General features: G+C 70.8%; 23 protein-coding genes. 15 read left to right on the top strand and 8 right to left on the bottom strand.

Features of this window, described 5'->3' with window-relative positions:
- Positions 1–39: 39 nt before the first annotated feature.
- Both ACFYM0_RS29390 and pruA read left to right on the top strand, forming a co-directional pair.
- Positions 40–966, top strand: coding sequence for a proline dehydrogenase family protein (locus tag ACFYM0_RS29390; RefSeq protein ID WP_388506589.1), 927 nt, complete (start codon positions 40–42; stop codon positions 964–966).
- Positions 967–999: 33 nt separating this feature from the next.
- The gene (gene pruA / locus ACFYM0_RS29395; protein WP_388506591.1) at positions 1,000–2,631 is read left to right on the top strand and encodes an L-glutamate gamma-semialdehyde dehydrogenase; all 1,632 of its coding nucleotides are present in this window, start codon (positions 1,000–1,002) and stop codon (positions 2,629–2,631) included.
- A 91-nt stretch (positions 2,632–2,722) separates the two neighbouring features.
- Here the strand turns inward: pruA and ACFYM0_RS29400 are convergent, their stop codons facing one another.
- A complete protein-coding gene (locus ACFYM0_RS29400) occupies positions 2,723–3,424 on the bottom strand; it encodes a nitroreductase family protein (RefSeq protein WP_388506592.1) in 702 nt (233 codons plus the stop codon).
- A gap of 129 nt (positions 3,425–3,553) precedes the next feature.
- On the opposite strand from ACFYM0_RS29400, the gene ACFYM0_RS29405 reads away from it, so the two are divergent.
- Positions 3,554–4,123 (top strand): GNAT family N-acetyltransferase, encoded by a 570-nt coding sequence (locus tag ACFYM0_RS29405; RefSeq protein ID WP_388506594.1) that lies wholly within the window; start codon positions 3,554–3,556, stop codon positions 4,121–4,123.
- On the opposite strand, the gene ACFYM0_RS29410 is transcribed toward ACFYM0_RS29405, so the two are convergent.
- On the bottom strand, positions 4,120–6,150 hold the full coding sequence (locus ACFYM0_RS29410) for a phosphocholine-specific phospholipase C (RefSeq protein WP_388506596.1): 2,031 nt from the start codon (positions 6,148–6,150) through the stop codon (positions 4,120–4,122). The genes ACFYM0_RS29405 and ACFYM0_RS29410 overlap by 4 nt on opposite strands.
- 119 nt (positions 6,151–6,269) lie before the next feature.
- Positions 6,270–7,301: an NADP-dependent oxidoreductase gene (locus ACFYM0_RS29415; protein ID WP_388506598.1), complete on the bottom strand. Its 1,032-nt coding sequence runs from the start codon at positions 7,299–7,301 to the stop codon at positions 6,270–6,272.
- 100 nt (positions 7,302–7,401) lie between these two features.
- On the opposite strand from ACFYM0_RS29415, the gene ACFYM0_RS29420 reads away from it, so the two are divergent.
- From ACFYM0_RS29420 to ACFYM0_RS29435, 4 genes are all read left to right on the top strand, one after another.
- The gene (locus ACFYM0_RS29420; RefSeq protein ID WP_388506600.1) at positions 7,402–8,283 is read left to right on the top strand and encodes a LysR family transcriptional regulator; all 882 of its coding nucleotides are present in this window, start codon (positions 7,402–7,404) and stop codon (positions 8,281–8,283) included.
- A gap of 260 nt (positions 8,284–8,543) precedes the next feature.
- Positions 8,544–8,678, top strand: coding sequence for a hypothetical protein (locus ACFYM0_RS29425; RefSeq protein WP_388506602.1), 135 nt, complete (start codon positions 8,544–8,546; stop codon positions 8,676–8,678).
- 138 nt (positions 8,679–8,816) lie between these two features.
- Positions 8,817–9,857 (top strand): 3-isopropylmalate dehydrogenase, encoded by a 1,041-nt coding sequence (locus tag ACFYM0_RS29430; RefSeq protein WP_250742445.1) that lies wholly within the window; start codon positions 8,817–8,819, stop codon positions 9,855–9,857.
- Positions 9,858–10,088: 231 nt separating this feature from the next.
- A complete protein-coding gene (locus tag ACFYM0_RS29435; RefSeq protein WP_388506604.1) occupies positions 10,089–11,177 on the top strand; it encodes a branched-chain amino acid aminotransferase in 1,089 nt (362 codons plus the stop codon).
- A 92-nt stretch (positions 11,178–11,269) separates the two neighbouring features.
- Here the strand turns inward: ACFYM0_RS29435 and ACFYM0_RS29440 are convergent, their stop codons facing one another.
- Both ACFYM0_RS29440 and ACFYM0_RS29445 read right to left on the bottom strand, forming a co-directional pair.
- Positions 11,270–11,422 carry a hypothetical protein gene (locus tag ACFYM0_RS29440; RefSeq protein WP_388506606.1) on the bottom strand — a complete coding sequence of 51 codons (153 nt, stop codon included), beginning with the start codon at positions 11,420–11,422 and terminating at the stop codon, positions 11,270–11,272.
- Positions 11,423–11,515: 93 nt separating this feature from the next.
- The gene (locus ACFYM0_RS29445) at positions 11,516–12,937 is read right to left on the bottom strand and encodes a cytosine permease (RefSeq protein ID WP_388506608.1); all 1,422 of its coding nucleotides are present in this window, start codon (positions 12,935–12,937) and stop codon (positions 11,516–11,518) included.
- Positions 12,938–13,102: 165 nt separating this feature from the next.
- Between ACFYM0_RS29445 and ureA the strand changes: the two genes are divergently transcribed.
- The 6 genes from ureA (at position 13,103) to ACFYM0_RS29475 (ending at position 20,846) form a co-directional block, all read left to right on the top strand.
- Positions 13,103–13,828: an urease subunit gamma gene (gene ureA / locus ACFYM0_RS29450; protein ID WP_388506610.1), complete on the top strand. Its 726-nt coding sequence runs from the start codon at positions 13,103–13,105 to the stop codon at positions 13,826–13,828.
- Positions 13,825–15,567 carry an urease subunit alpha gene (locus tag ACFYM0_RS29455; RefSeq protein ID WP_388506612.1) on the top strand — a complete coding sequence of 581 codons (1,743 nt, stop codon included), beginning with the start codon at positions 13,825–13,827 and terminating at the stop codon, positions 15,565–15,567. Before ureA ends, ACFYM0_RS29455 begins: the two co-directional genes overlap by 4 nt.
- A 47-nt stretch (positions 15,568–15,614) precedes the next feature.
- Complete coding sequence (locus tag ACFYM0_RS29460; RefSeq protein ID WP_388506614.1) at positions 15,615–16,655, top strand: agmatine/peptidylarginine deiminase; 1,041 nt, start codon at positions 15,615–15,617, stop codon at positions 16,653–16,655.
- 32 nt (positions 16,656–16,687) lie between these two features.
- On the top strand, positions 16,688–17,308 hold the full coding sequence (locus ACFYM0_RS29465; RefSeq protein ID WP_327255114.1) for a TetR/AcrR family transcriptional regulator: 621 nt from the start codon (positions 16,688–16,690) through the stop codon (positions 17,306–17,308).
- Positions 17,309–17,670: 362 nt separating this feature from the next.
- Positions 17,671–19,308 (top strand): citramalate synthase, encoded by a 1,638-nt coding sequence (gene cimA, locus ACFYM0_RS29470; protein WP_327255115.1) that lies wholly within the window; start codon positions 17,671–17,673, stop codon positions 19,306–19,308.
- A gap of 158 nt (positions 19,309–19,466) precedes the next feature.
- Positions 19,467–20,846, top strand: a complete 1,380-nt coding sequence (locus ACFYM0_RS29475) for a hypothetical protein (RefSeq protein ID WP_388506617.1) — start codon at positions 19,467–19,469, stop codon at positions 20,844–20,846.
- Positions 20,847–20,877: 31 nt separating this feature from the next.
- Here ACFYM0_RS29475 and ACFYM0_RS29480 read toward each other — a convergent pair whose 3' ends face one another.
- The gene (locus ACFYM0_RS29480) at positions 20,878–21,495 is read right to left on the bottom strand and encodes a YceI family protein (RefSeq protein ID WP_388506619.1); all 618 of its coding nucleotides are present in this window, start codon (positions 21,493–21,495) and stop codon (positions 20,878–20,880) included.
- 294 nt (positions 21,496–21,789) lie between these two features.
- On the opposite strand from ACFYM0_RS29480, the gene ACFYM0_RS29485 reads away from it, so the two are divergent.
- Both ACFYM0_RS29485 and ACFYM0_RS29490 read left to right on the top strand, forming a co-directional pair.
- The gene (locus ACFYM0_RS29485; protein ID WP_388506621.1) at positions 21,790–23,373 is read left to right on the top strand and encodes an acyl-CoA carboxylase subunit beta; all 1,584 of its coding nucleotides are present in this window, start codon (positions 21,790–21,792) and stop codon (positions 23,371–23,373) included.
- 23 nt (positions 23,374–23,396) lie between these two features.
- Entirely contained in the window at positions 23,397–23,600 is a 204-nt protein-coding gene (locus tag ACFYM0_RS29490; RefSeq protein ID WP_388497675.1) for an acyl-CoA carboxylase subunit epsilon, read from the top strand.
- A 72-nt stretch (positions 23,601–23,672) separates the two neighbouring features.
- Here the strand turns inward: ACFYM0_RS29490 and ACFYM0_RS29495 are convergent, their stop codons facing one another.
- Both ACFYM0_RS29495 and ACFYM0_RS29500 read right to left on the bottom strand, forming a co-directional pair.
- A complete protein-coding gene (locus ACFYM0_RS29495; RefSeq protein WP_007266770.1) occupies positions 23,673–24,257 on the bottom strand; it encodes an ATP/GTP-binding protein in 585 nt (194 codons plus the stop codon).
- Positions 24,238–24,834 carry a DUF742 domain-containing protein gene (locus ACFYM0_RS29500; protein WP_388506623.1) on the bottom strand — a complete coding sequence of 199 codons (597 nt, stop codon included), beginning with the start codon at positions 24,832–24,834 and terminating at the stop codon, positions 24,238–24,240. The genes ACFYM0_RS29495 and ACFYM0_RS29500 overlap by 20 nt, the downstream gene beginning before the upstream one ends.
- Positions 24,835–24,895 lie beyond the last annotated feature (61 nt).

Raw genomic sequence — 24,895 nt, forward strand, 5'->3', positions numbered from 1 at the left:
TGAATGTCTCCTTCTGCCCGCCCCCGTTGGAGGTACCCCGTGCTGGGTCCCGCGATCCTCGCCGCCTCGCGCAGCGACAAGATGCGCCGAATCGTCTCTGCCGCCCCGGTGACCAAGCCCGTGGTGAACCGGTTCATCCCCGGTGAGACGGTCGACCAGGTCATCCCGATCGTCGAGGACCTGACGGGCAAGGGCCTGGAGGTGACCCTCGACGTCGTCGGCGAGGACATCACCACCGTCGAGCAGTCCCACGCCGCGCGCGACGCCTACCTCGAGCTCATCGAGCAGCTCACCCACCTGGGCCTCGGCGAGACCGTCGAGATGTCGGTGAAGCTGTCCATGTTCGGGCAAGCGCTGGAAGGCGGGCACGAGCTCGCCCTCGCCAACGTCCGCCCGGTCGTCGAGGCCGCCGCCGCCATCGGCACCACCGTGACCCTGGACGCCGAGGACCACACCACCCTCGACTCGATGTTCGCCATCCATGAGGAGCTGCGCCGCGAGTTCCCGCAGACCGGCTGCGTGATCCAGGCGTACCTGTTCCGCACCGAGGCCGACGCCCGCCGCCTGGCCGCCGCCGGCAGCCGCGTACGCATCGTGAAGGGCGCCTACAAGGAGCCCGCCGAGGTCGCCTACCAGGACAAGGCCGAGATCGACAAGGCGTACGTCCGCATCCTGAAGATCCTGATGGAGGGCGAGGGCTACCCGATGATCGGGTCCCACGACCCGCGCCTGATCGCCATCGGCCAGGAGCTCGCCCGCCAGGCGGGCCGCAAGCTGGACGAGTACGAGTTCCAGATGCTGTACGGCATCCGCGGCGAGGAGCACCTGCGGCTGGCCGCCGAAGGTCACCGGATGCGCGTCTACACCGCGTACGGGACCGACTGGTACGGCTACTTCATGCGGCGCCTCGCGGAGAAGCCGGCCAACCTGCTCTTCTTCCTCCGCTCGATGATCACCAAGAACTAGGCCCTCCCACTAGCTCAAGGAGCACCCCGCATCATGGACGCTGTAACCCAGGTCCCCGTGCCGGTCAACGAGCCGGTCCACTCGTACGCCCCCGGCACCCCGGAGCGCGCGCGTCTCGAAACGCAGCTGAAGCAGCTGTCCGAGAACCCGATCGACCTCCCGATGACGATCAACGGCGTCAAGCGGATGGGCGGCGGCGAGCGCTTCGACGTCGTGCAGCCGCACGACCACAAGTCCGTCATCGGTACGTACGCGAACGCCACCCGGGACGACGCCCAGGAGGCCGTCGACGCCGCCCTCGCGGCCGCCCCGGCCTGGCGCTCGATGTCCTTCGACGACCGCGCCGCGATCATCCTGCGCGCCGCCGAGCTGCTGTCGGGCCCGTGGCGCGAGAAGCTGGCCGCGTCCACGATGCTGGGCCAGTCGAAGACCGCGCAGCAGGCCGAGATCGACACCCCGTGCGAGCTCGTCGACTTCTGGCGCTTCAACGTCCACTTCGCCCGCCAGATCCTGGCCGAGCAGCCGGTCGCGAACTCCGCCGGCGTGTGGAACCGCAGCGACCACCGCCCGCTCGAGGGCTTCGTCTACGCGATCACCCCCTTCAACTTCACGGCCATCGCGGGCAACCTGCCGACCGCCCCGGCCCTGATGGGCAACGTGGTCGTGTGGAAGCCGTCCCCGACGCAGACCCACTCCGCGGTCCTCCTGATGGAGCTGCTGGAGGAGGCCGGCCTGCCGAAGGGCGTCATCAACCTCGTGACGGGCGACGGCATCGCCGTCTCCGACGTGGCGCTGACCCACCCCGAGCTGGCGGGCATCCACTTCACCGGTTCGACCAAGACCTTCCAGTACCTGTGGAAGACGGTCGGCACCAACATCGAGACGTACAAGTCCTACCCGCGCCTGGTCGGCGAGACCGGCGGCAAGGACTTCGTCGTCGCGCACCCGTCCGCGGACCGCGCGATCCTGAAGACCGCCCTGACCCGCGGCTCCTTCGAGTACCAGGGCCAGAAGTGCTCGGCGTCCTCGCGCGCCTACGTCCCGGCCTCGATCTGGAACGACGGCTTCAAGGAGGCCTTCGCGGCCGAGGTCGACGGCATCACCATGGGCGACGTCCGCGACCTGACGAACTTCATCGGCGCCGTCATCGACGAGCGTTCCTTCGCGAAGAACAAGGCCGCGATCGACCGCGCCATCGCGGATCCGACCTGCGAGATCGTCGCCGGCGGCACGTACGACGACTCGGAGGGCTACTTCGTCCGCCCGACCGTCATCGCGTGCACCGACCCGTCGAACGAGGTCTTCACGACCGAGTACTTCGGCCCGATCCTGGCGGTCCACGTCTACGAGGACGCCGAGTTCGACGCGATGCTCGCGCAGATGGAGTCCGTCTCGGCGTACGCCCTGACCGGCGCCGTCATCGCCCAGGACCGCTACGCGGCGGCCGACGCGATGGAGAAGCTCCGCTTCGCGGCGGGCAACTTCTACATCAACGACAAGTCGACCGGCGCCGTCGTCGGCCAGCAGCCCTTCGGCGGCGGCCGCGCCTCGGGCACGAACGACAAGGCCGGCGCGGCGTCGAACCTGATGCGCTGGACCTCGACCCGCTCCATCAAGGAGACCCTGGTCGCGCCGACCGAGTACGGCTACCCCCACATGGGCTGACCTCCGCCCCGCTGAACCCCGCCCCCGTTCCGGTACCCCCAAGTCCGGAGCGGGGGCGGTTTCCATTTCGCGGTGCGGCAACCGGTGCTGGCTAGACCTCGACGATGACCTGGTCCAGGGATTTGCGGACCAGGTCCGGGACCTCGCACTCGTCCGACGGGTAGCCGACCGGGATGACCGCGAAGGCCTTCTCGTTCTCCGGTCGGTTCAGGACGTGGGAGAGGAAGCGCATCGGGCTCGGCGTGTGGATCAGGGCGGCCAGGCCGGAGAGGTGCAGGGCCGACAGGAGCATGCCGACCGCGATGCCGACCGACTCGTCGACGTAGTAGTGCTTGTGCTTCGTGCCGTCCTCGCCGAGCCAGTAGCGCTGCTGGAAGACCACGATCAGGGCCGGGGCGTCGGTGAGGTGGGTCTTCACGGCGTCCGTGCCGATGGGGCGAAGGGCCGCCAGCCACTCGTCGCCGAGCCGGCCGTCGTAGGACAGCTGCTCCTCCTGCTCGGCGGCCGCGCGGATCTGTTCCCGTACGGCCGGGTCCTTGACGAGGACGAAGGTCCACGGCTGCTGGTGCGCACCGGAGGGCGCGGTCGCGGCGCACGCGATGGCGTCCCGGACCACCTGCTCGGGCACCGGGTCGGGGGAGAAGTGGCGCACGGTCCTGCGCTCGTCCATCCGCTCACGCAACTCGGCGGCGCGCGCGAGGGATTCCCCGGTCGGCATCCGCTCGGGGCGGTAGGAGGCGGGGCGGTACGGCTGGCCGTGGATCGGGGTCCACTGCTGGGTATCGGGAGACATGGGGCGAGTCTGCCGAGCCAATGGTCCAGACCGCCAGAGTCGTGGAGGCCCCATTCGGCCGGTGGGCGATATTTCATGTCCGCATAGCGGATACGAGTGGTGGGGGAGCCCGCTTGGTACGGTCCCGGGATGGGTGACGAGGGCAGGGAAACCGGACGGGACGTCTCGCTGCGGCACACCGCGCAGCTCGCCGGGGAGGAGCTGCGGCGGGTGCGGGAGCTGCTCGACGGGGCCTTCGAGGGGGACTTCGGGGACGAGGACTTCGAGCACGCGCTGGGCGGGATGCACGTACTGGTGCGCGAGGGCGGAGAGCTCGTCGCGCACGGGAGCGTCGTACAGCGGCGGGTGCTCCATCAGGGGCGGGCGCTGCGCACCGGGTACGTCGAGGCCGTGGCGGTGCGGGCCGACCGGCGCCGGCGCGGGCTCGGCGGCACGGTGATGGAGGCGCTCGAGGGGGTCGTCGAGCGGGCCTACGCGCTCGGGGCGCTCAGCGCCTCCGCCGACGGAGCCGGGCTGTACGCGGGCCGTGGCTGGCCGGTGTGGGGCGGGGAGATCGGAGTGCTCGGGCCCGGCGGGCCCGAGCGGCTGCCCGAGGAGGAGGGATCCACGTACGTGTGGACGCCGCCCGGCGGTGGGGTGCTGCTCGACCCCACCGCCGGGCCGCTGCACTTCGACTGGCGCGACGGCGACGTTCTCTAGCTGCCGCTGATGCTCGGGGCGCCCGTCTCGATGTGGCCCGTGTAGCGACGGGACCAGGTGCCGTCGGAGTCGGCGAGGACCGTGAAGTCGTACCAGCCGTTGTTGTAGGCGACGGCGTTGAAGTAGTCCTCGCGGGAGGAGTTCGCCGGCACCGTGTACGTCCACGGGCCGTCCGTGCGGTAGGCGTTCGCGCGGATGGTGAAGGTGACCGGCGAGGCCGAGGCGTTGGTCATCTTGAGGTAGAGCGCCGTCTTGCCGGTGCCCGGCTCCACCGCGAAGCGGGAGGCGACCTCGATCGACTTGCCCGCCTTCGACGCGTCGCCGATGAAGCGCCGCAGGAAGCGGTTCGGCCCGTACATCGAGATGTCGTACTTGCCGGATCCGGAGCCCGTGCCGATGTTGAAGTAGTCCGTCGACGTGGCGCCGGCGTCCACCGTGTACTGCCAGGCGGCCGTGTCCCGGTACTGGTGCGGGTGGATCGAGAAGTGCGCCGCCTGCTTCGCCTCGGTGCCCGCGTTCGTCATCGAGAACCAGGCCAGGATCTTGCCGGCGGACCCGAACTCGAAGCGGTCCAGGTTCCCGTTGACCTGGTACGGAAGGGCTCGCGCGGGCCGGGTCCCGGCCTCCTGTGCCGGCTGCGCGTTGTCCTGCGGCACCGGGTTGGAGAGCGGGCCGCAGGTGGCCTGGCCGATGACCTTGGCCGTGGAGGGGAGGCCGGCGGGAACCCCGTAGACCGGGTGCGCGAAGTCGAAGACGCCCGTCAGGTCGCCGGTGACCTTGCGCCGCCACGCGCTGATGTTCGGACAGTTCGCGGGGGTGCCGAGCGCCGCCGTCCACTTCTCCATGAAGCGCAGCACGGACGTGTGGTCGAAGACCTCGGAGCTCACCCAGCCGCCGCGGGTCCACGGGGACATCACGATCATCGGGACGCGGAAGCCGAGCCCGATCGGGACGCCGTCGATGTACTCGCCGGCGGTGCCGGGCGGGGCGACGGGCGGCGGGACGTGGTCGAAGAAGCCGTCGTTCTCGTCGTAGTTGAGGAAGAGGACGGTGGAGTCGAAGACCTCCGGGTTCGCCGAGAGCGCGCGGTAGACCAGGTCCACGAAGTGCGCGCCGTCGCCGGGCGGGGCGTACGGGTGCTCGGAGAAGGCCTCGTTCGCCACGACCCAGGAGACCTGGGGGAGGGTGCCGGCGACGACGTCCGCGCGGATGGCGGCGGCGATGTCGTCGGGGGTGGAGCCGGTGACCTTGGGGACGGAGCCCATGCCGCGGTCCCAGAGCGGGTTGCCGGGGGCGGCGTCGGTGAACTTCTTGAAGTAGGCGAGCCCGTTGTCCCCGTAGTTGTCCTGGGCGTTCTGGTAGACCTTCCAGCTCATCCCGGCCCGCTGGAGGGCCTCCGCGTACGTCTCCCAGGTCAGCCCGGACTCGTCGCCGCCGTCCTTGCTGCCCGCGTCGACCTTGCCGCTCCACAGGAAGGTGCGGTTGGGGCCGGTCGCGCTGAGGGTGGAGCAGAAGTAGGCGTCGCAGATCGTGTAGTTGTCGGCGAGGCCGTAGTGGAACGGGATGTCGCCGCGGTCGAGGTACCCGAGGGTGCGGGTGTTGCCGACGCCGGTGACGAAGTTGTCCATGCGGCCCTTGTTCCAGGCCGCGTGCTGCGAGGTCCAGCTGTGCGGGAGGTCGCCGTTGCACTGGGCGAGGGTTTCGCCGTCGACGCCGCCCACCGGCGGGGTGGAGCTGAGCTTCCACGGGTACTGCCGGCCGCCCCAGTTGGGCTGGTTGAACATGCCCCAGCCGCCGGGGATGTTGCCGGCCGCGCGGTCGCCGAAACCCCGTACACCCTTCAGCTTGCCGAAGTAGTGGTCGAAGCTGCGGTTCTCCTGCATCAGGATCACCACGTGCTTCACGTCGGTGATCGTGCCGGACGCGGTGGCCGCGGCCGCCGAGCTCGGCGCGATCGCGGGCAGGGTCGCCCCTGCCATCAGCCCGGCGCCGATTCCCACGAATCCTCTGCGGCTGATAGGTGTCACTGGCTGCTCGCCTCCAACTCAAGTGCCCCGCTGGCACATTGACGGCAAGAGTGGCGGTAGCCGCGCCAAAGGTCTACATCCGTGCGGTAAGAAGTCGGTGAACATCCGGGTGGCTGGATTCAGACATCGATGCGTACGAGCATTTTTCCCAGATTGTCGCCCCGGAGCATGCCCCGGAAGGCATCCACCGTGTGATCAAACCCCTGGACAACGGTGGTGTCGGTACCGATCCGGCCGCTGCGCAGATGAGGGACGAGGAAGTCCTCCAGCTCGTCCTGCAGATTGGTGTGATTGCGAACCAATACCCCTTCCAGACGAAGAGACTTGTGTACGACCTCGAAGAGGTTGCGGGGCGCGGCGGGGGAGCGGTCGCCGTTGTACATCGAGATCCCGCCGACCCAGGCGATCCGCCCGTACTCGCGCAGCACGTCGATGGCCCCCTCCAGGTGGTCCCCGCCGACGTTGTCCACGTAGACGTCGATGCCGCCCCCGGTGGCCGCCGCGGCCTGCGCGAGCTGCTCGCCGACCGGCCCGTCGTGGTAGTCGAAGGCCGCGTCGAAGCCGAGGACCCCGGTGAGGTGGCGGACCTTCGCCGCAGAACCGGCGCTGCCGATGATCCGGCGGGCGCCGAGCAGCCGGGCGATGTGCCCGGTGGCCGTGCCGACCCCGCCCGCCGCGGCCGAGACGAAGAGGTCCTCGCCCTCGCGCAGGGCCGCGGTGCGGGTCAGGGCGGCGTACGCGGTCAGGCCGGTGCCGCCGAGGATGGAGAGGTACGCCTCCAGCGGGACGCCCTCGTGGCCGCGCAGCTTGCGGGTGCCGCCCGTGCCCAGGGTGACGAGGGCGTGGGTGCGCCAGCCCTCGCGGTGGAAGACCAGGTCGCCCTCCGCGAGGCCCGGGTCGCGCGAGGCGATGACCCGGCCCACCGAGCGCCCTTCCAGCGGGGTGCCGAGTGCGAAGCCGTCCTCGCCGCCGTCCATCAGTCCGCGGTGGTACGGGTCCACCGAGAGCAGCAGGTTCTCCACCAGGGCCGTGCCGGGCCGCGGCGCGGGGACGGGGCTCCGGACGTAGGCGAAGTCGGAGGCGGCGGGGAAGCCGGCCGGCCGGGCGATCTGGTGGACGGCGCAAGCGGTGCCGGTGCTGTTCGTGGTCATGGCGAGGACGCTAGGAGGGAATCGCCGGGCCGGGCAGGGGGTTTGGCTCATGGAAGCCCCACGTCCATGAATGACGCTCATAGAACGAGGTGAGGCCCCCGTGGCCGAGCTCCTCCCGCAGGAACTGCGGGTGCTGGTGGCCGTCGCCGAGAGCGGCGGCTTCTCCTCCGCGGCCGCCTCGCTCGGCCTCACCCAGTCGGCCGTCTCGCACTCGGTGCGCGGCAGCGAGGCCAAGCTCGGCGCGGTGCTCTTCGAGCGCGGCCGGAACGGCGCCTCGCCCACCCCGGCGGGGGAGCGGGCCGTCGGGCACGCCCGCCGGATCCTGAGGCTCTACGAGGTCATGGGCTCGGAGGCGCGCGGTGCGGGCCGGGCCGGGGGCCCGGCAGCACTGGACGGCGTGCTGCGGATCGCCGCGTTCCGCAGCGCGGCCCTGCACCTGCTGCCCCCCGCCCTGGAGCGACTCACCGCCCGCCACCCGGGCCTGCGCCCCGAGGTCCGGGTGGTGCGCGAGCTCGGTGCCGGTGCGGCCGGGGAGGTGGCCGCGGGCCGTGCGGACCTCGGCATCGCGACGCTGGGCGTCGCGCGGGGCCTGCCGCCGGGTCTGCTGAGCGGGGTGCTCGTCGAGGAGGCGTACGCCTTGGTGCACCCGGCGGGACACCCCGATCCCAGGGCGCTGCCCCTGATGGACTGGGACGAGAACTGCGGCTCCCACACCCGCACGTGGTGGCTGGCGCAGGACTGGATCCCGCGAGCGACCGTCAAGGCGGAGGACGACGCGATGGTGCTGACCATGGTCGGCCGGGGGCTCGGCATGGCGATCATGCCCGAGCTGTCCCTCCGGGAGGTGACCGGAGCCGTCGAGGTCACCGGTTTGGGTCCGGAGGGGCCGGTGAGGCGCGTGGGATACGTCACCACACCGGAATCTGCCGCCACTCTCGCCGTACGGGCTCTGATCAGGGAACTTCGTGCCGTAAGCGGCTGAAACCGGAGCCTCGAAAGGAGACCTCCGGGGGGTTTCGCGTCTCAGATAGTAGGAAGTCCGAGTAATTGCGGAGACATACAGCGGGAGCTGGCTTACGTTGTAGAAGCCGAACGTCTCGCCGATCCGGCGAATGGCGGTCGAGAGCGCGCGCCCCATGGCAGGCAACCCCTGCCGCGCACCGCTCCCCGCCTCTTCCGGCGCCTTGAAGGAACCCCTCATCCGTGGCCCCGCCACGCCGTGATCTCAAGGAGTCGATCACCATGACGCACACCCCCTCCACCACCGCCCGCCGTGTCCGCCGCTCCGCTGCCGCCGAGGCGGACCGCAAGAACGCCGCCGCCGCCCTCCAGCGCGCGCTGGACCGCCGCGACAACGGCGGCTCGACCGGTCACTGACCGCTGTGGACCAGCTCGCCGGCCCCCTCCGCACCGGGCCCCTGACCTGCCACTGAGCGCTGCCCGGCCCGAGACATATTGCGTCCACATCGTGGACGCAATATGTCTGAGGGATGGGACAAGGAGTACGGTTCCACCATGTCGACCAGCATCAATCTCGCAGTGATCCCCGGTGATGGCATCGGCCAGGAAGTCGTGGCTCAGGGCCTCAAGGTCCTTACCGCGGTCCTGCCCCAGGATGTGAAGCTGGAGACCAAGGAATACGACCTCGGCGCCCAGCGCTGGCACCGCACCGGTGAAACCCTCCCGGACGCGGAGCTCGAGGCCCTCAAGCACCACGACGCGATCCTGCTGGGCGCCATCGGCGACCCCTCGGTCCCGTCGGGCGTCCTGGAGCGCGGTCTGCTGCTGAAGCTCCGCTTCGCCTTCGACCACTTCATCAACCTGCGCCCGTCGAAGCTCTTCCCCAACACGGCCACCCCGCTCGCCGGCCGTCCGGAGATCGACTTCGTCGTGGTCCGCGAGGGCACCGAAGGCCCGTACACCGGCAACGGCGGCAGCCTGCGCACCGGCACCCCGGCCGAGGTGGCCACCGAGGTCAGCCTCAACACGGCCTACGGCGTCGAGCGCGTGGTCCGCGACGCGTACGAGCGCGCCAACGGCCGCCCGCGCAAGAAGCTGACCCTGGTCCACAAGAACAACGTCCTCGTCTACGCCGGCCACCTGTGGAAGAACATCTTCGACAAGGTCGGCCAGGAGTACCCCGAGGTCACCACCGACTACCTGCACGTCGACGCCGCGACGATCTTCTTCGTCACCCAGCCGGAGCGCTTCGACGTCATCGTCACGGACAACCTCTTCGGTGACATCCTCACCGACCTGGCCGCCGCCGTGACCGGCGGAATCGGCCTGGCCGCCTCGGGCAACATCAACCCGACCGGCGCCTTCCCGTCCATGTTCGAGCCCGTCCACGGCTCCGCGCCGGACATCGCCGGCACCGGCAAGGCCGACCCGACCGCGACGATCCTCTCGGTCGCCCTCCTGCTGCGCCACCTCGGCTACGAGGCCCAGGCCGCCCGCATCGAGGACGCGGTCTCCGCCGACCTCGCCGAGCGCGACGGCACCTTCCGCTCCACCGACGCCATCGGCGACGCCCTCGCCGCGCGAGTAGCCGGCTGACCCGGTAGCCCCACCTTCAGGAAGCCGCCGGGTCGCGCCCACCGCACCCGGCGGCTTTTCCTGTGCGGCCCCGGGTGCCACCATCTCCCCTGGGCCGCATTCACCCCGTTTCACCGAAGCCTCCTCCCGCGCGATAATCGAACGCGAGGCCGCGGAATACGGGGAAGCTCGGACGTCCTAGTACGTCGTGAGCGCGGTCCGCCCTACAAAACCGGTGAAGGACAAGCACTCATGACGACGACGCCCACGATCGAGCTGAAGCCCTCCTCGAACCCCCTGTCCGCCGCGGAGCGCGACGCGATCCTGACGAGCCCCGGCTTCGGCCGCCACTTCACCGACCACATGGTGACGGTCAAGTGGACCGAGGGCCGCGGCTGGCACGACGCCGAGCTGGTCCCGTACGCGCCGCTGTCGATGGACCCGGCGAACATGACCCTGCACTACGCGCAGACGATCTTCGAGGGGCTCAAGGCGTACAAGCAGCCCGACGGCACCGTCGCCACCTTCCGTCCCCAGGCCAACGCCGAGCGCTTCCAGTCCTCCGCCCGCCGGATGGCGATGCCGGAGCTGCCGACCGAGCTGTTCATCGCCGCCTGTGACGCGCTGATCAAGCAGGACCGCGCCTGGGTGCCGGACTCCGGCGAGGCCTCGCTCTACCTGCGGCCCTTCATGTTCGCCACCGAGGTCGGTCTCGGTGTCCGCCCGGCGAACGAGTTCCTCTTCATCGTGATCGCCTCGCCCGCCGGCGCCTACTTCCCCGGGGGCGTCAAGCCCGTCTCCGTCTGGCTCTCCGAGGAGTACGTCCGCGCCGCCAAGGGCGGCACCGGCGCGGCCAAGACCGGCGGCAACTACGCGGCGTCGCTCGTCGCGCAGGCCCAGGCCGCCGAGCACGGCTGCGACCAGGTGGTCTGGCTCGACGCCGTCGAGCACCGCTGGATCGAGGAGATGGGCGGGATGAACCTGTACTTCGTGTACGGCGACCGGATCGTCACCCCCGAGCTCACCGGCTCGCTCCTCCCCGGCATCACCCGCGATTCCCTCCTCACCATCGCCCGCGACCTCGGCTACACGGCCGAGGAGGGCCGCATCACCACCGAGGACTGGAAGCGCGACAACGAGAACGGCACCCTGACCGAGGTCTTCGCCTGCGGTACGGCCGCCGTGATCACCCCGGTCGGCTCCGTCAAGTCGGAGCGCGCCAACTGGACCCAGGGCGACGGTGAGCCCGGCGAGGTCACCATGAAGCTCCGCAAGGCCCTCCTGGACCTCCAGACCGGCCACAAGGCCGACACCCACGGCTGGATGCACCCGCTGGGCTAGTCCGTCCTGCCCGAAACACCGGAAGGCCCCCCGCGCGATACGCGGGGGGCCTTCCGGTGTTTCTGATCCGAGGGGCGGCGGGAGGGGCGTGGTCAGCGCTCCTCGTCCGCCTCGCCCTCGTGCTTCTTCTTGCGCTCCTGGGCCGTCCCGTCCGGGCCGAGGCCCACCAGGGCCTCACCGAAGACGTAGGCCAGGCCCGCGACTCCCTTGACGAGCCTGCCCGCCACGTATGCGAGTTCTTCCACGACGTCTCTCCGTGTCGCTCGTGGCGGCCGTGTCCTGTTCGGCCGCCGCTGTATGGGTAGACGCCACCGAGGGCCGAACGGTTGATCGCCGTCTCAGGCGGCCACCGGCTCCTCGACGGCCTCCGCGGCCGGGGCGGGGGCCGTGCGGGCGGTCAGGGCCGCGTACACCAGGCCGCCGGTCAGGCCGGACAGGACGAAGGAGCAGTCCACGCCGCCGGTCAGGGCCAGCAGCGGGCCCTCGTAGAACGGGGTGGTCACGGCGAGCAGGCCGACGCCCGCGCCGACGGCCCAGGAGAGGGTGGCCGGGATGTTCCAGCCGCCGCGGAACCAGTAGACGCCGCCCTTGGCGCGGCGGTTGAAGACCTGGAGGGCCTCGGCGTCGTAGTGGCCGCGGCAGCGGACGTAGCCGATGAGGGTGATCACGGCCCACGGGGTGCCGATCGCGGTCAGCAGCAGCACGAACGAGGTCATCGCGGCCTGGACGTCCCACTCGAAGGAGCCGACGAACACGAACGCGGTGGCCACGGCGGCGGCGATCACGGTGGCCGTGGTGCGGGTGGCCTTGGGGACGATGGCGTCGAGGTCGAGGCCCATGGAGTAGAGCATCAGCCCGGCGTTGCCGACCGACCCGGCCCCCGCGGCGGCCAGCAGCGGAACCAGGTACCAGAACGGCGCGGCGTCGACCAGCGGACCTGCGTACTCGGCGCCCGCCCGGGCGGCGAGCGCGGTGTAGGTGCCGAAGAGCTGCGGGATCAGCAGCCCGATGAGCAGGCCGAGCCCGGTGGACCAGAGCACCTTGCGGGAGCTGTGCCTGCGCGGGGAGATGTAGCGGGTGTAGTCGCCGAGCAGGGTGATGAAGGCGACGGGCCCGCTGAGCCCGGCCGCGACGGCGGCGAGCAGCCAGGTCGGCCAGAAGGAGCCGAGCAGGTACGCGGTGTCGGGCGGGGCGGCGGTGGTGAAGTCGGGGGCGTAGGCGAACACGCCGACGGCCAGCAGCAGCACCATGCCGATGGAGAGCACCTTGCTCATGCGCAGCAGCAGCCGGTAGCCGAAGACGGCCGCCACGACGGTGCACGCGGCGAGCACGCCGTACATCACGGCCCGGGAGAGGCCGGTGTCCGGCAGCCCGGTGAGCCGGGACAGGGCGCCGACCATCACGTCGCCGCCTATCCACAGGGTCAGCGCGGTGTAGCCGAGGGAGAGCAGCAGGCCGACCACCGAGCCGACGAGCCGGCCGCGGACACCGAACTGGGCGCCGCTGGAGGTGGACAGGTTGGTCCCCGTGCGCAGGGAGACGAGCGCCAGCGGCGCGGTGAAGGCGATGCCGACGAGGGTGCCGGTCACGATGGCGGTGACCGACGGCCACAGACCCAGTCCGAAGGACGGGGGCAGCCAGCCGAAGACGATCACACCGAGGCAGAGATTGGAGCCGAGGAGGATCGACATCAGGTCACGGGGACCGCTGGTCCGTTCCTCCTCCGGGATGGTGTCGACTCCGCGCTGTTCGATGGGCATGGGGGGACTCCCTTGGCAGGGCGGGGGGTGGCAATGCGGCGTGTGGAATGTTTGAGCGACACTCAATGTGACCTAAGCCCTGGTCCCAGGTCAATGCTTCATTGCAGGGAAATGAAGAGTTAGAGTGATGCTCTAACCCATCGACTCAAAGGGTGGTGGATCGGCGTGCGGCTGACCCCTACGGAGCGCGACCGGCTGCTTCTGCGTGGCGCTGCGGAACTGGCCAGGGCCCGACGGGCCCGCGGACTCAAACTCAACGTCCCCGAGGCCACCGCGCTCATCGCGGACACGGTCTGCGAGGCCGCGCGTGACGGCAAGCGGCTGGCGGAGGCCATCGAGGAGGCCCGCTCCGTGCTCGGCCCCGCCGACGTGCTGCCCGGCGTCAGCGACGTGGTCACCGAGGTGCACGTGGAGGCCGTCTTCGACGACGGATCCCGCCTCGCGGTGGTCTCGTCCCCGATCCGCGGCGCCGTCGGCCTGGGCGAGGACGCCCCGGGCGCGGTCGTACCCGGCCCCGGAGCCCCCCAGCCGGAACCCGCGGTCCACCTGCACGTGCGCAACACCGCCACGGTGCCGGTCAGCGTCACCTCCCACTTCCACTTCTTCGAGGCCAACCCGCGCCTCGACTTCGACCGCGCGGCGGCGTACGGCATGCGGCTGTGCGTGCCCGCGGGCTCCTCCGTCCGCTTCGACCCCGGCGGCGAGGCCGAGGTCGCCCTGGTCCCGATCGGCGGCGCACGCATCGCCATCGGCTTCGCCGGACTGGTCGACGGCCCGCTGGACGCTCCCGGAGCCAAGGAGCTGGCGCTGACCCGCGCCGAAGCCTGCGGTTATCTCGGCGCGACCGCCGCCCCCGACGCCAACGACCGCCCGGAAGGGACGACCGCATGAGCCGGCAGACACCCCACGCGGACCACAGCGCGCACTGCGCGCCCGGCAGCCGGCACATCGACCCGCACGAGTACGCCTCCGTCTTCGGCCCCAGGGCCGGGGACCGGGTCCGGCTCGGCGACTCCGGGCTGACCGTCCGCGTGGAGTCCGACTCGCAGAAGCCCGGGGACGAGTTCCTGGCCGGCTTCGGCAAGACGGCCCGCGACGGGCTGCACCTGAAGGCCGCCGCCGTCCGCGACACCTGCGACGTGGTGATCAGCAACGTGCTGGTCATCGACGCCGTCCTCGGCATCCGCAAGGTCTCCATCGGCATCCGCGAGGGCCGCATCCACGCGATCGGCCGGGCCGGCAACCCCGACACCCTCGACGGGGTCGACGTCGTGGTCGGCACCGGGACCAGCATCGTCTCCGGCGAGGGCATGATCGCCACCGCCGGAGCCGTCGACACCCACGTGCACCTGCTCTCCCCGCGCATCATGGAGGCCTCGCTCGCCGCGGGCGTCACCACGATCATCGGCCAGGAGTTCGGCCCGGTCTGGGGCGTCGGGGTCAACTCGCCGTGGGCCCTCAAGCACGCCTTCAACGCCTTCGACGCCTGGCCCGTCAACATCGGCTTCCTGGCCCGCGGTTCCTCCTCGGACCCGGCCCCGCTGATCGAGGCCCTCGCCGAGGGCGGGGCTTCCGGCTTCAAGGTCCACGAGGACATGGGCGCGCACACCCGCGCCCTGGACACGGCCCTGCGCGTCGCCGAGGAGCACGACGTCCAGGTCGCCCTGCACAGCGACGGCCTCAACGAGTGCCTCTCCGTCGAGGACACCCTGCGGGTGCTCGACGGCCGGACCATCCACGCCTTCCACATCGAGGGCTGCGGCGGCGGGCACGTCCCCAACGTCCTGAAGATGGCCGGCGTCCCGAACGTCATCGGCTCCTCCACCAACCCGACCCTGCCCTTCGGCCGGGACGCGGTCGCCGAGCACTACGGGATGATCGTCTCCGTCCACGACCTCAAGCCGGACCTCCCCGGCGACGCCGCCATGGCCCGCGACCGGATCCGCGCCGGAACGATGGGGGCCGAGGACGTCCTGCACGACCTCGGCGCGATCGGCATCACCTCCTCCGACGCCCAGGGCATGGGCCGCGCGGGCGAGACCATCCGCCGTACCTTCGCCATGGCCGCGAAGATGAAGGGCGAGCTGGGACCGCTGGCCGGCGACGGCGAGGGCGACGACAACGCCCGCGTGCTGCGCTACATGGCCAAGCTGACCATCAACCCGGCCATCGCCCACGGCCTGGCCCACGAGATCGGCTCCATCGAGGTCGGCAAGCTCGCCGACATCGTGCTGTGGCGCCCCCAGTTCTTCGGCGCCAAGCCGCAGCTGGTCCTCAAGTCCGGCTTCCCGGCCTACGGGGTCACCGGCGACCCCAACGCCGCCACCGACACCTGCGAACCGCTGGTCCTCGGCCCGCAGTTCGGCTCGTACGGGGCCACCGCGGCCGACATCTCCGTCGCCTTCGTCTCGGCCGCCGCGGCGGCGCTGGGCAGCGACGAGATGCCGACCCGCAGGCGCAGGGTCGCCGTCCGCGGCACCCGGGGCATCGGCCCCGGGAACCTGCTCCTCAACTCCCGGGTGGGCGCGGTCGATGTGGACGCGCGCAGCGGACTCGTCTCCCTCGACGGGGAACCGCTGCGCTCCGAAGCCGCCGAATCGGTCTCCCTCAACCGCCTTTACTTCCTTTAGACCAGCACTGTCTGTAAGCCAGCACAGCCCTTAAGGACCTCCCTGCCATGACCGACACCACCCCCGTGAACGCCGGATTCCGGATGCCCGCCGAGTGGACGCCCCACGAGCGCACCTGGATGGCCTGGCCCAGCCCCAACCCCACCTTCACCAACGAGCAGGAGCTCGCCGAAGCCCGCGAGGCCTGGGGCGCCGTGGCCCGCGCGGTGCACTCGTACGAGCCGGTGACCCTCGTCGTCTCGCCCGGTGACGCGGAGAGCGCCCGCGCCGTCGTGGGCGACGGCATCGAGCTGGTCGAGCGCGAGCTCGACGACGCCTGGATGCGCGACATCGGCCCGACCTTCGTCACCAACGACGCCGGCGAGCTGGCGGCCGTCGACTGGACCTTCAACGGCTGGGGCGCCCAGGACTGGGCCCGCTGGGACCACGACTCGAAGATCGCCCGGGAGATCTCCGGCCTCGTCGGGACCCGCACCTACAGCACCGCGCTGGTCAACGAGGGCGGCGCCATCCACGTGGACGGCGAGGGCACCGTGCTCCTCACCGACACCGTGCAGCTCGGCAAGGGCCGCAACCCCGACTGGACCCGCGAGCAGGTCGAGGCCGAGATCCACGCCCACCTGGGCACCACCAAGGCGATCTGGCTCCCGTACGGCCTGGCGGGCGACTACGGCACCTACGGCACCCAGGGCCACGTGGACATCGTCGCCGCCTTCGCCCGCCCCGGCGTGGTCATGGTCCACAGCCAGCCCGACCCGGCCCACCCGGACCACGAGCGCGGCAAGACCATCGCCGCCATCCTGCGCGCGTCCACCGACGCCCGGGGGCGACAGCTCCAGGTCGTGGAGATCCCGGCGCCGACCGTGCTGGAAGAGGACGGGGAGTGGGTCGACTACTCCTACATCAACCACTACCTGTGCAACGGCGGCGTGGTCCTCTGCGCCTTCGACGACCCGCGCGACGAGGAGGCGGCGGAGATCTTCCGCGGTCTGTTCCCCGAGCGGACCGTGACGCTCGTCGACGCACGTACGATTTTCGCCGGGGGTGGCGGTATCCACTGCATCACCCAGCAGCAGCCGAAGGTCTGACCCGAGAGGGCGGCCGGGACGAGGAGTGGGCCATGGTGGCGGGTGAGGTACGTGCCGCGCGCAAGAACGCGCCGCCGCGCGAGGACGTACTGGTCGCCGCCATGGCCACCATCGCCGAACGCGGCCTGGACGGTCTGACCATGGCCGGCCTGGGCCGCCAGGTCGGCATGAGCAGCGGCCACCTCCTCTACTACTTCCGCACCAAGGACGAGCTCCTGCTGCAGACCCTGGAGTGGAGCGAGGCGGCGCTCGGCACCCGGCGCCGCGCCCTGCTGTCCCGCCGCGGCCCGGCGCGCGAGCGCCTGCAGGCGTACGTGGACCTGTACGTGCCCGAGGGTGCCCGGGATCCGCACTGGACGCTGTGGCTGGAGGTCTGGAACCGCTCGCAGAACGCGGGACCGGGGGAGCGGGAGCGCCAGGGGGCCATCGAGGGCGCCTGGCACCGCGACCTGGTGGCCCTGCTCGCCGAGGGCATCTCGCGCGGAGAGTTCCGCCCGGTCGACCCGGACCGCTTCGCGGCCCGGCTGCGGGCCCTGCTCGACGGGTTCAGCATCCAGGTCGCCGTCGGCCTGCCCGGAATAGACCGGGGCGACATCCTCGACCACGTCGGCGAGTTCCTCAGCGAGGCGCTGACCCCTGGAGCCGGCGCCTGAGCGGGCCGCCCCGCCCCGCTCCTGCGCCCCGCCCCTCCGCCCATCGGACGGGAGTGCCCGCATGGTGAGATCCCCGTCCATGCGCGGCATGCGGTATGGCAGACTGCCGACGTGCCTGCTCAGCTCATGATTATGGACAGCAGCGCGCCGGTCCCCAGTGGCCGCTGAGCCGCGGAAGAACTTCGCGGAGGCGGCCACCGTGCCCCAGACCCGCGCGCAGACCTCTCGCACCCGCGAGAGGTTTTTTCGTTTTCCGGCCCGAACAGACCGGAATCGGGCAGCGCGCGATGATGGGGGCAGTGGCGTCGGCCTGCCCGAGGGCGGGCATCCGGAACCACCCATCCGACAGGAGTCAGATCAGCATGACGACGACAGAGGCCACCGAGCCGACTGCGCCGGCTTCGGGCCCCGGCCCCGATGACGGGTTCCACGTCTTCGACACGACCCTGCGCGACGGTGCCCAGCGTGAGGGCATCAACCTCACGGTCGCGGACAAGCTGACGATCGCCCGGCACCTGGACGACTTCGGGGTGGGCTTCATCGAGGGCGGCTGGCCCGGCGCCAACCCCCGCGACACGGAGTTCTTCTCCCGTGCCCGCGCGGAGATCGACTTCAAGCACGCCCAGCTCGTCGCCTTCGGTGCGACCCGCCGGGCGGGCGGCTCGGCCGCCACCGACCCGCAGGTCCGCGCCCTGCTGGAATCCGGCGCCCCGGTGATCACCCTGGTCGCCAAGTCCCACGACCGGCACGTCGAGCTCGCCCTGCGCACCACGCTCGACGAGAACCTGGAGATGGTCCGCGACACCGTCGCCCACCTGGTCTCCCAGGGCCGCCGGGTCTTCGTCGACTGCGAGCACTTCTTCGACGGCTACCGGGCCAACGCCGAGTACGCGAAGTCCGTCGTACGGGCCGCGCACGAGGCGGGCGCCGACGTCGTGGTCCTCTGCGACACCAACGGCGGCATGCTGCCCGCGCAGATCACCGCGACCGTGGCGACCGTGCTGGCCGACACCGGCGCCCGTCTGGGCATCCACGCCCAGGACGACACCGGCTGCGCCGTCGCCAACACGCTGGCCGCCGTGGACGCGGGCGCCACGCACGTGCAGTGCACCGCGAACGGCTACGGCGAGCGGGTCGGCAACGCCAACCTCTTCCCGGTCGTCGCCGCGCTGGAGATCAAGTACGGCCGTACGGTCCTCCCGGCGGGCGCCCTCGCCGAGATGACCCGGATCTCGCACGCCATCGCCGAGGTCGTCAACCTCACCCCCTCCACGCACCAGCCCTACGTCGGCGTCTCCGCCTTCGCGCACAAGGCGGGCCTGCACGCCTCGGCCATCAAGGTCGACCCGGACCTGTACCAGCACATCGACCCCGCGCGCGTCGGCAACACCATGCGGATGCTCGTCTCGGACATGGCCGGCCGGGCCTCCATCGAGCTCAAGGGCAAGGAGCTCGGCGTCGACCTCGGCGGGGACCGCGCGCTGGTCTCCCGGGTGGTGGAGCGGGTCAAGGAGCGCGAGCTCCAGGGCTACACCTACGAAGCCGCCGATGCCTCCTTCGAGCTGCTGCTGCGCGCCGAGGCCGAGGGCCGGGCGCGCAAGTACTTCCGCATCGAGTCCTGGCGGGCCATCGTCGAGGACCGCCCCGACGGCACGCACGCCAACGAGGCCACGGTGAAGCTGTGGGCCAAGGGGGAGCGGATCGTCGCGACGGCGGAGGGCAACGGCCCGGTCAACGCGCTGGACCGCGCCCTGCGCGTCGCCCTGGAGCGCTTCTACCCCCAGCTGGCGAAGTTCGAGCTGACCGACTACAAGGTCCGCATCCTGGAGGGCGCACACGGCACGTCCTCCACGACCCGGGTCCTGGTCACCACGACGGACGGCGCCCGCGAGTGGAACACGGTCGGCGTTGCCCCGAACGTCATCGCCGCGTCCTGGCAGGCCCTGGAAGACGCCTTCACCTACGGCCTCCTGCACGCGGGCGTGGAGCCGGCGGAGTAGTCCGCGGACGCCGTCTCACCGTGCTCCGGCAGGGTGAGACGGCGAGGTGCGACCAAGGGGTGCGACCAAGGGGTGCGACCGAGAGACGCGACGGGCGGCCCGGTGGGCCTTATGTCCTACTCACACAGGATTGCACCCGTTCGGGTAGCGTCATGGATATGAGGACCAGGCTTATATCCGCACCTTTTGGATCGCTGCTGGCCGCTCTGCTGCTGGCGCTGTCCGCGACCGCGCTGCTGGTCGCCCCGCAGGCATCGGCGGCCGACGGGACCACCGCCGTGGCCCAGGCCCTCAAGAAGGGCCCGGTCTACGTGGACCCCCGCGCCGAGGCCCAGCTGCCGCCCGCGCAGGCGGAGGCGCTCGCCAAGAAGATCAAGGACGCCGGAAAGCCGGTGTTCGTGGCCGTGCTGCCGGCCACCGCCGAGTTCCCCGCCGCCAGCGTGCTCAAGACGGTCCGTACCGAGACCGGCATCACCGGGCTCTACGCGATCCGGCTCGGGGACGGCTTCAACGCCGGCGCCGACCGGGCCGTCATGCCGGGCAACGCGGTCCGCAACCTGGTCGACGCCGTCAAGGCGGGCGGACCCGCCGACGCGACCGCGAGCACCGAGCTCAACAACTTCGTGGACCAGGCCCTCACCCAGGCCAAGGGCAAGGCCCCTGCCTCCTGGGGCACCGCGAGCACCGACGGCGGGGCCCCGGTGGGCGCCCTGATCGGGCTCGGCGTGGTGGCCGCCGTCGGCGGTGGCGGGGCGTACGCGCTGGTCAAGCGCAACCGCAAGAAGAAGGAAGAGCTCCGGCGCGAGTCCATCGCCCGGCTGAGCGTGGTCGTCGACGAGGACATCACGGCCTTCGGCGAGGAACTGGAGCGGCTCGACTTCCACCCCGGTGAGGCCGGCGCCGACGACGCGATGCGCGCGGACTACGAGCAGGGCCTCGACTCGTACGAGAAGGCCAAGCGGATCATGGCTTCCGTGCAGCACCCGGAGGAGGTCAAGGGAGTCACCCAGGCTCTGGAGGACGGCCGGTTCGCACTGGCCCGCCTCGACGCGCGCCGACAGGGCCGTCCGCTGCCCGAGCGCCGCGCACCCTGCTTCTTCGACCCGCGCCACGGACCGAGCACCGAGGACGCGGCCTGGGCACCGGCGGGCGGGGCGGCCCGTACGGTCCCGGTCTGCGCGGCGGACGCCGTCCGGCTGCGCGACGGCCGGGACCCGGTGGTCCGCACGGTCGACACCGAGCACGGTCCGCGCCCCTACTACGACGCCGGCCCGGCGTACGGTCCCTGGGCCGGCGGCTACTTCGGCGGCGGCATCCTGCCCGGCCTGCTCATGGGCACGATGCTCGGCTCGATGATGTCCAGTCCGGCCTACGCCTCCGACTTCGGCGGCGGCAACGGATTCGACGGAGGCGGCGGAGGCTTCGACGGGGGTGACGTGTCCGGGGCCGACTTCAACCCGTCCGACTTCGGCGGCGGGGACTTCGGCGGCGGAGGGGGCTTCGACGGCGGAGGCGGGTTCGGCGGGGGCGACTTCTAGCCGCCCCCCGGCCCGCGGCTCGCGACGGGGATCAGGCCTGCTTGATCGCCGAGATGTCGAAGGTCAGCTTCACCTTGTCGCTGACCATGACGCCGCCGGTCTCCAGCGCCGCGTTCCAGGTCAGGCCCCAGTCGGAGCGCAGGATCTCGGCCGAGCCCTCGAAGCCGACGCGCTCGTTGCCGTAGACGTCGGTGGCCGCGCCGCCGAACTCCATGTCGATGGCGAGCGGGCGCGTGACGTCCTTGATGGTCAGCTCGCCGGTGATGCGGTACTTGTCGCCGCCGAGCTGCTGCGCCTCGGTGGAGCGGAAGGTCATCAGCGGGAAGGTCTCGGCATCGAAGAAGTCGCCGGAACGCAGGTGGCCGTCGCGGTCGCCGATGCCGGTGTCGACGGAGGCGATCTTCACGTCGATGGAGGCGGTGGAGCGGGACGGGTCGGCGCCGTCCAGGTGCAGGGCGCCCTCGTGGTCGGCGAAGGAGCCGCGCACGTTGGTGACCATCGCGTGGCGGACGGTGAAGCCGATGCTGCTGTGGGAGGCGTCGATGACGTAGTCACCGGTGAGCGCGGCGAGGGCCGGGTCCACGTCGAGGGTGGCGACGGCGGCCGAGGTGGTGGCGGTGTCCTGCGTGCGGCGGTTGAAGAGACCCATGACTGCTCCTTGGTGAGGGGTGCCGCTCGATGTCGGCACTCGTTGAACTTTCAACAAGAATGACGCTAGACCCATTCCGTTCAAATTTCAACCTCTGGGCTCCCGTGCGCGGCGCGGCGGCGCCCGCGGGTGACTTGGCGGGAGTTTTGTGAGAAACCAACAAAGGACCAAGGTCCTGCCTGGTGGGCTCGGCTGCACCCCCGGTGGTTCTGTCCGGGACGGACAGCGGAAGACACCCGACACTGTGTGGATTCGACGGAGGGTTTTTCCGGTCCGGCTTCGTAAGGTCATTACATGACCGTTGTGGACCAGATTCCGAGCGAGCCGACGGACGCTCGCGGCCGCGTGGCCGAGCTGCATGACTTGCGTGAGCAGGCGCGGCGTGGCCCGAGTGACCGGGCGACCGAGGCGCAGCATGCGAAGGGCAAGCTGACCGCTCGTGAGCGGATCGCGTTGCTGCTCGATGAGGGTTCCTTCAAGGAGGTCGAGCAGCTGCGTCGCCATCGTGCGACGGGGTTCGGTCTGGAGTCGAAGAAGCCTTACACCGATGGTGTGATCACGGGGTGGGGCACGGTCGAGGGCCGTACGGTCTTCGTGTACGCGCATGATTTCCGGATTTTCGGCGGGGCGCTGGGCGAGGCCCACGCGACGAAGATCCACAAGATCATGGACATGGCCATCGCGGCCGGTGCTCCGCTGGTCTCCCTCAACGACGGTGCGGGTGCCCGTATCCAGGAGGGTGTTTCGGCGCTGGCCGGCTACGGCGGGATCTTCCAGCGCAACACCAGGGCCTCGGGTGTGATCCCGCAGATCTCGGTGATGCTGGGCCCGTGTGCGGGCGGCGCCGCCTACTCCCCGGCTCTGACGGACTTCGTGTTCATGGTCCGGGAGACCTCGCAGATGTTCATCACCGGCCCGGACGTGGTCCGTGCGGTGACGGGTGAGGAGATCACCCAGAACGGCCTGGGCGGCGCGGACGTGCACGCCGAGACCTCGGGGGTGGCGCACTTCGCGTACGACGACGAGGAGACCTGCATCTCCGAGGTCCGTTACCTCATCTCGATGCTTCCCTCCAACAACCGGGAGAACCCGCCGGTCCACGAGACCGCCGACCCGGCCGACCGCCGCTCGGAGGTCCTGCTGGACCTGGTCCCCGCGGACGGGAACCGCCCGTACGACATGCTCAAGGTGATCGAGGAGCTCGTCGACGAGGGCGACGTCCTGGAGATCCACGAGCGCTGGGCCCGCAACATCATCTGCGCGCTCGCGCGGATGGACGGGCAGGTCGTGGGCATCGTCGCGAACCAGCCCGGTCACCTGGCCGGTGTCCTGGACATCCACGCCTCGGAGAAGGCGGCGCGGTTCGTCCAGCTCTGTGACGCCTTCAACATTCCGATCATCACCCTGCTGGACGTCCCCGGCTTCCTGCCGGGTGTCGACCAGGAGCACGGCGGGATCATCCGCCACGGCGCCAAGCTGCTGTACGCGTACTGCAATGCCACGGTGCCGAGGATCTCGCTGATCCTGCGCAAGGCCTACGGCGGTGCGTACATCGTCATGGATTCCCAGTCCATCGGCGCGGACCTCACTTATGCGTGGCCCACCAACGAGATCGCGGTGATGGGCGCCGAGGGCGCGGCCAACGTCATCTTCCGCAAGCAGATCGCGGACGCCGAAGACCCCGAGGCGATGCGTGCGCGCATGGTCAAGGAGTACAAGGCCGAGCTGATGCACCCGTACTACGCGGCCGAGCGGGGTCTGGTCGACGACGTCATCGATCCCGCCGAAACCCGCGAGGTCCTCGTCGCGGCCCTCGCGATGCTCCGCAACAAGCACGCGGACCTGCCCTCGCGCAAGCACGGCAACCCGCCCCAGTAGACCCCGAAGGAGAACCGCCACCGATGAGCAACGTCACCGCCACCCTGCTGAAGGTCGAGAAGGGCAACGCCGAGCCCGAGGAACTGGCCGCGATCACCGCGATCCTCCTCGCCCGCGCCGCGGCCACCCCCGACGACACCACCACCGCGACCGCCCGCTCCCAGGCCGGCTGGCGCCGCCTGGAACGCACCCCCGGCTTCCGCGGCCCCCGCAGCTGGCAGGGCTAGTACCCGGACCGCATGAGAAAGCCCCCCGCACTCCTCGGAGTGCGGGGGGCTTTCTCATGCGGTCCGGCACGGCTACCGCAGGCGGGCCATGAGGGCGTGCTCGACCAGGGTGATGAGCGCGCTCTTGGCGTCCGCGCGGTGGCGGGCGTCGGTGGTGATGATGGGGGCGTCCGGGCCGATCTGCAGGGCCTCGCGGACTTCCTCCGGGGTGTAGGGCTGGTGCCCGTCGAAGCCGTTGAGGGCGATGACGAAGGGCAGGCCGCTGTTCTCGAAGTAGTCGACGGCGGGGAAGCAGTCGGCGAGACGGCGGGTATCGACGAGCACCACGGCGCCGATGGCGCCGCGCACGAGGTCGTCCCACATGAACCAGAAGCGGTCCTGACCGGGGGTACCGAAGAGGTACAGGATCAGGTCCTGGTCCAGGGTGATGCGGCCGAAGTCCATGGCGACCGTGGTGGTCGTCTTGTCCCCGGTGTGGGTCAGGTCGTCGATGCCGGCGGAGGCGCTCGTCATGACGGCCTCGGTGCGCAGGGGGTTGATCTCGGAGACGGCGCCCACGAACGTGGTCTTGCCCACGCCGAAGCCACCCGCCACCACGATCTTCGCGGAGGTGGTGGAGCGAGGAGCCGCTCCGCCGTTAGAGCTTGCGAAGTCCACTGAGCACCCTTTCGAGCAGTGTCACATCTGGCTGGCCGCCGGCGGACTCGTCGCCGCCGGGCTGGTGGATGGCTACGAGGCCGGCCTCTGCCAGGTCGGCGACGAGGATCCGGGCTACGCCAAGAGGAATGGAGAGAAGTGCCGAGATCTCCGCGACGGATTTGATCTCCTGGCACAGGATGCAGATGCGCTGGTGCTCGGGCAACTGCCCTTGCAGACGCGCGGGATCGGCCGTGGTGCTGACCAGTGCCTCGATGGCGAGCTGGTAGCGCGGCCGGGTCCGGCCACCGGTCATCGCGTACGGGCGCACCAGCGGGTTGTGCGCCTGCGGAGCCTGCGGGCGCCCGCCGCGCGGAGGCTGCTGCGGGGACCGGTAGGGCTGGCCGGGCTGCTGCGGCCTGCCGTACTGCGGCGGCTGCTGCTGGTAGGGCTGCCGCTGGTACGGCTGCCCGGAGGCCGGGTTGTGCTCCGGCCCGGGCTGGTTGCTGGGAGCGGAGGGGAAGTTGAAGCGGTTCTGGTCGTGCCCACCCTGCGGCTGCTGCGCGCCGCCATAGGGATGTCCTCCGGGTGTTGTCACGTTTCCTCCTCCGACTCCAAGTACGCAGTACTCCCTGTGGAACCGCGCCACCGCACCCTAT

The sequence above is a fragment of the Streptomyces sp. NPDC006487 genome, from assembly GCF_042870555.1.
GTDB lineage: Bacteria > Actinomycetota > Actinomycetes > Streptomycetales > Streptomycetaceae > Streptomyces.